The sequence below is a fragment of the Bradyrhizobium genomosp. I (2014) genome (assembly GCF_000261685.1).
GTDB lineage: Bacteria > Pseudomonadota > Alphaproteobacteria > Rhizobiales > Xanthobacteraceae > Bradyrhizobium.
This window is the reverse complement of record NZ_AJQE01000099.1, coordinates 1-4,716: the sequence shown is the minus strand read 5'-3', so window position 1 is coordinate 4,716 and position 4,716 is coordinate 1. Positions and strand designations below refer to the sequence as shown.

The 4,716-nt window shown below is 65.9% G+C and carries 5 protein-coding genes; 1 reads left to right on the top strand and 4 read right to left on the bottom strand.

What is annotated here, in order from left to right; genetic code table 11:
* The 4 genes from IC50_RS09700 to IC50_RS09685 all read right to left on the bottom strand — a co-directional run.
* The coding region (locus IC50_RS09700) for a hypothetical protein (RefSeq protein WP_035703427.1) at positions 1 to 566 on the bottom strand (566 nt) is incomplete at its 3' end.
* Between the two features lie 61 nt (positions 567 to 627).
* The gene (locus IC50_RS09695; protein WP_035703426.1) at positions 628 to 1,323 is read right to left on the bottom strand and encodes a transglutaminase-like domain-containing protein; all 696 of its coding nucleotides are present in this window, start codon (positions 1,321 to 1,323) and stop codon (positions 628 to 630) included.
* Between the two features lie 106 nt (positions 1,324 to 1,429).
* On the bottom strand, positions 1,430 to 1,825 hold the full coding sequence (locus IC50_RS09690; protein WP_035703424.1) for a group II truncated hemoglobin: 396 nt from the start codon (positions 1,823 to 1,825) through the stop codon (positions 1,430 to 1,432).
* A gap of 13 nt (positions 1,826 to 1,838) precedes the next feature.
* A complete protein-coding gene (locus IC50_RS09685; protein WP_035703422.1) occupies positions 1,839 to 2,747 on the bottom strand; it encodes a helix-turn-helix transcriptional regulator in 909 nt (302 codons plus the stop codon).
* A 136-nt stretch (positions 2,748 to 2,883) separates the two neighbouring features.
* On the opposite strand from IC50_RS09685, the gene IC50_RS09680 reads away from it, so the two are divergent.
* Complete coding sequence (locus IC50_RS09680; RefSeq protein WP_035703420.1) at positions 2,884 to 4,425, top strand: benzoate-CoA ligase family protein; 1,542 nt, start codon at positions 2,884 to 2,886, stop codon at positions 4,423 to 4,425.
* Positions 4,426 to 4,716 lie beyond the last annotated feature (291 nt).

Below are 4,716 nucleotides of genomic sequence, written 5' to 3'. Positions count from 1 at the left end.
CGCCCCCAGCCGATGTCGGAGGCGATGTCGGCGATCCTGATCGCGCCTGCGCGTCCCAAGAGCGTCTCCAGGGCGAAAGCTACCGCTGGCGAAGGCTCGTGCACGGCGCGGCGAAGCACGAAGTCTTCCACGATCTCGAATCGCCGCAGCCAGCCGACTGCCTCGGCCACCCTGGCGCGGAGGTTCTCACCATCCCGTCCGAGAATGTCGTCAAGGCCGACCATGCGGGCGGTCAAATCGGGCACGGCTCCTCCGAAGAAGCGATACGCCCCGAGCGGCGTGAAATCGACCTGAACGCATTCGGCGCGGCCGTCGGACTCGATCAGGACCGGCCCGGGAAAGAGACCCGCCGCGAAACTCGGCCGCGCGTCGGCAGCATCCGGTTGCTGCCCGAGCGCGATGCGGAAGGGCGTTCCCAAGTTCACCAGCAGAGGAAGCGCAAGCGGAGCGGCGTGGCGGAAGGCGGCCAGGCCGAGGCCGCGCTCGCGGTAGAACGAGATACTGGAAACCAGCCGCGCAAGGCGTGGTGAGGCAGATCGACGGATGATATCGGCAGTTGCGTCCATCGCGCGTCTCGCTCGTTCGCGCCCAGCATAGCGTCGCGATGGCGCCCGTCCAAGTCTATCGCTACGGGACCGTGCTCTGCCGCGCTTCCGCCTCACGCTCCATGTCGCGGCCGGACAGATCCTCGCCCTGCATGTTGGCGTAGTCATGCGCCATCTCGCGCATCAGGAATTTTGCCGGCACGTCGTGATAGGTGCCGCGGTCGTTGACGTATTGCATGTAGGCGCGGCCTTCGCCGTCGAAGGGGTGCAGCAGCGCATCGGTGTGGCCATCGAAATCGAGCGGGACCACGCCGACCTTGGCGCAGAGCGTGTCGTTGAACGTCGGCGTCGCCTTGCGCCAGGCGCCGTCGACATGCACCTCGGTAAAACCGTGCCAGGTGAAGATGTCGGTGCCCATGCTGGCGCGCAGTTTCGCCGTGGTGAGATGGTTCTTCACGTCGGCAAAGCCGACACGGGCGGGAATGCCGTGGACGCGGCAGGCGGCTGCATAGAGAGCAGCCTTGCCGACGCAATAGCCTTGTCCGGCGGCGAGCACGCTCGAGGCACGAAAGGTCTCGGCGACTCGCATGCTGACATAGGGGTTGTAACGGATCCCGTCGCGCACCGCCTTGTAGAGGACGCGGGCCTTCTCGCGCGCGCTCGCATCCGCGCGCACCGCGTCTTTCGCGAATTGTTGCACCGTGGGATGATCGCTGTCGATGTACTCACCGGGATCGGTGTAGAGACGGCGGATGGTATCGGGGAGGGTGTCGGTCATATCGAGAGCTTAGCAGGCGATTTGTCCGGAGTTCAATTCAAGCAATGCATGGCGCATTGCGCGAGAGCATGGGTGCGTCCTCAATTTGCGTCGAGGCGCTGCCGTATCAGGGCCGGTTGCGCATCCAGTCGGCGAGGCCCGACATCGCGCGATCGAGATCCTGGCGCGCGGCGATATCACTCACCGCCTCTTCCAGCGCCCCACGCATGCAGAGCATCCACGCATCGCGCTCGGCATCGCCGATGGCAAAGCCGATGTGCCGCTGCCGTAGTCGCGGATGGCCTTTCTCGGGGGAATAGAGCTTCGGGCCGCCCGTCCATTCGGTGAGATAGCGCTTCAAGACGTCCCGGATCAGACCGAGGTCGTCCGCATGCATCGCTCGGATGACTTTCGCTTCCGGCAACACGTCCATGCGCTCGTAGAAGCGGTCGACGAGGGCGTCGATCGCTGCGCTGCCGCCGATCCGATCGAACAGGGAGGTGGTCGCGTCGATATCGGTCATGCGAGGACGGAGCTCAAAGCGCGACGCTGCGCAGGCCGAAGCTGCGGGCGTCGTTCTGCAGCACCGGCCGCACCGCATCGATCAGCCGTGCGGCAGCTGCATCGACCGACAGCCCAGCCGTATCCACCACGGCCGTTGCGCGCGAATACAGCGGCTCGCGGCTGAGCAGGATGTTGCGCAACTCCGCCATTGCGGAGCGATCATCGGCCATCGGGCGCAGGTCGCCCTGGCGGCGGACGCGCGCCATGTGCTCCTCGGGCTCGGCCTTCAGCCAGATCGTGTAGAACGAGGTCAGGACCTGGTCGAAGGTCAGCGGCTCGGAGACGATGCCGCCGCCGGTTGCCAGCACCATCAACTCGTTGCGCGCGAGCAGCTGTTGCAGCGCCGCCTGCTCCATGCGGCGAAAGCCTTCCTGGCCGTACAGCGCGATGATCTCGGCGACCGAGAGGCCGTTCTGCTGCTCGACCTCCTTGTTGAGCTCGACGAAGCTCCAGCCGATCTTCTTCGCCAGGATCTTGCCGAGCGTGGACTTGCCGGCGCCGCGCAGGCCGATCAGCGCGATGCCGCAGAATGGCGCGCGACGCGGCGCGGAGGCGCTGCCTCCGGCGAGCAGATCCTTGGCCTGCGCGATCTGGGCCGGCGTCGCCTTGCGCAAGAGGTCGCGAAACATCTGCCAGTCCGGCGTCGGATCGGTCGAGGGGAGCAGATCTTCGAGGTGCGCGCCCATCGCATCCGAGACGCGGCGCAGCAGCACGATGGAGACGTTGCCCTTGCCGCTTTCGAGCTGCGCGATGTAGCGCTCCGAGATCCCTGACACCTTGGCGAGCACCTTGCGCGACATGCCGCGCAGCGCGCGCATGGTGCGCACGCGTTGGCCGAGCTGTTCGAGGAAACGGGATTCGGCGTCGGGACTGTCGGTCATGAGCCTTCTTTAGCGGATGCCTCTTGAAGGAGGTCCTGCGGCGCGTTTTAATGAAACATAGTGCCTGCTGGCATTGACAGCAAGCTGCCGCGGTGTCTTTCTATGAATTATAATTCTAAATTCGGGGGAGAAGTCCGTGAGCGAGGGATCCTACAACGCGGTGAACTGGCTGCTCGACCGTAATGTCGAGGAAGGCCGCGGCAACAAGCTCGCCTTCGACGACACCGTCTCGCGGCTCACCTATGGCGAGCTCCAGCGCGAGACCCGGCGCGCCGCCAATATGCTGCGCCGGCTTGGCGTCCGCCGCGAGGAGCGCGTGGCGATGATCATGCTGGACACCGTCGATTTCCCGATCGTGTTCCTGGGCGCGATCCGCGCCGGCGTCGTGCCGGTGCCGCTCAACACGCTGCTGACCGCGGATCAATACGCCTACATTCTCGCCGACTGCCGCGCGCGCGTGCTGTTCGTCTCCGAGGCGCTCTATCCCGTCATCAAGGACGTCGTCGGCCGCATGCCGGATCTCGAGCATGTCGTGGTCTCCGGCGCCAAGCAGAACGGCCACAAGCAGCTCGCCGAGGAGCTCTCAGGCGAGAGCGACCAGTTCACCACCGCCGCGACGCATCCGGACGAGCCGGCGTTCTGGCTGTACTCGTCCGGCTCGACCGGCATGCCCAAGGGCGTGCGGCACATCCATTCGAATTTGCAGGCGACGGCGGACACCTATGCGAAGCAGGTGCTCGGCATTCGCGAGAGCGATGTCTGTCTGTCCGCGGCAAAGCTGTTCTTCGCCTACGGCCTCGGCAATGCGCTGACCTTCCCGATGTCGGTCGGTGCCACCGTGATCCTGAACAGCGAGCGTCCGACGCCGGCGCGCATGTTCGACCTGATGAACCGCTACAATCCCTCGATCTTCTACGGCGTGCCGACGCTGTTCGCGGCGATGCTCAACGACGAGGCGATGAAGAGCGAGCGTGGCGGCGGCGCCTTACGCATCTGCACCTCGGCCGGCGAGGCGCTGCCGGAGTCCGTCGGCAACAGCTGGAGGGCGCGCTTCGGCGTCGACATCCTCGACGGCGTCGGCTCGACCGAGCTCTTGCACATCTTTCTCTCGAACGCGCCGGGCGACATCAAATACGGCTCCTCCGGCAAGCCGGTGCCGGGCTATGCGGTGCGGCTCGTCAACGAGGCGGGCCAGGACGTCGCCGACGGCGAAGTCGGCGAACTCCTGGTCGATGCGCCCTCCGCGGGCGAGGGCTATTGGAATCAGCGCCACAAGAGCCGCCGCACGTTCGAGGGGCCATGGACCCGCACCGGCGACAAGTATGTCCGCGACACCGATGGCCGCTACACCTTCTGCGGCCGCGCCGACGACATGTTCAAGGTCTCCGGCATCTGGGTCTCGCCCTTCGAGGTCGAGAGCGCGCTGATCACGCATCCGGCCGTGCTGGAAGCCGCCGTCGTGCCCGAGGCCGACCCGGAAGGGCTCTTGAAGCCGAAGGCCTTCGTCGTGCTGCGGCCGGGCGCAACGACGACGGATTTGCAGGAGATGCTGAAGGAGCACGTCAAGCAGAAGATCGGCCCCTGGAAATATCCGCGCTGGATCGACGTGGTGGAGTCGCTGCCGAAGACGGCGACGGGAAAGATCCAGCGGTTCAAGCTGCGGGAAGGTGCGAATTGAGCGAGACGGTGCGTCGTATGACTCGCGCTATCGCCGCACACACCGCTGCGCTCCCTCCCCCCTTGCGGGGGAGGGTGGGGGAGAGGGGTAGCCCAGCAATCGGCCTTCATCGTCGCGCGCACGGTGTTCTTCATCACGCTGGGAGTCCCCGTGTGGCACCCCCCTCCCTAGCCCTCCCCCGCAAGGGGGGAGGGAGCGACGGAGTGCGCCGACGCGTCTCGTCCTCATTGCGAACAAGAGTGACACCATGACCAATCTCACCCCCACCGGCTTCCTCGGCATCGATGGCGC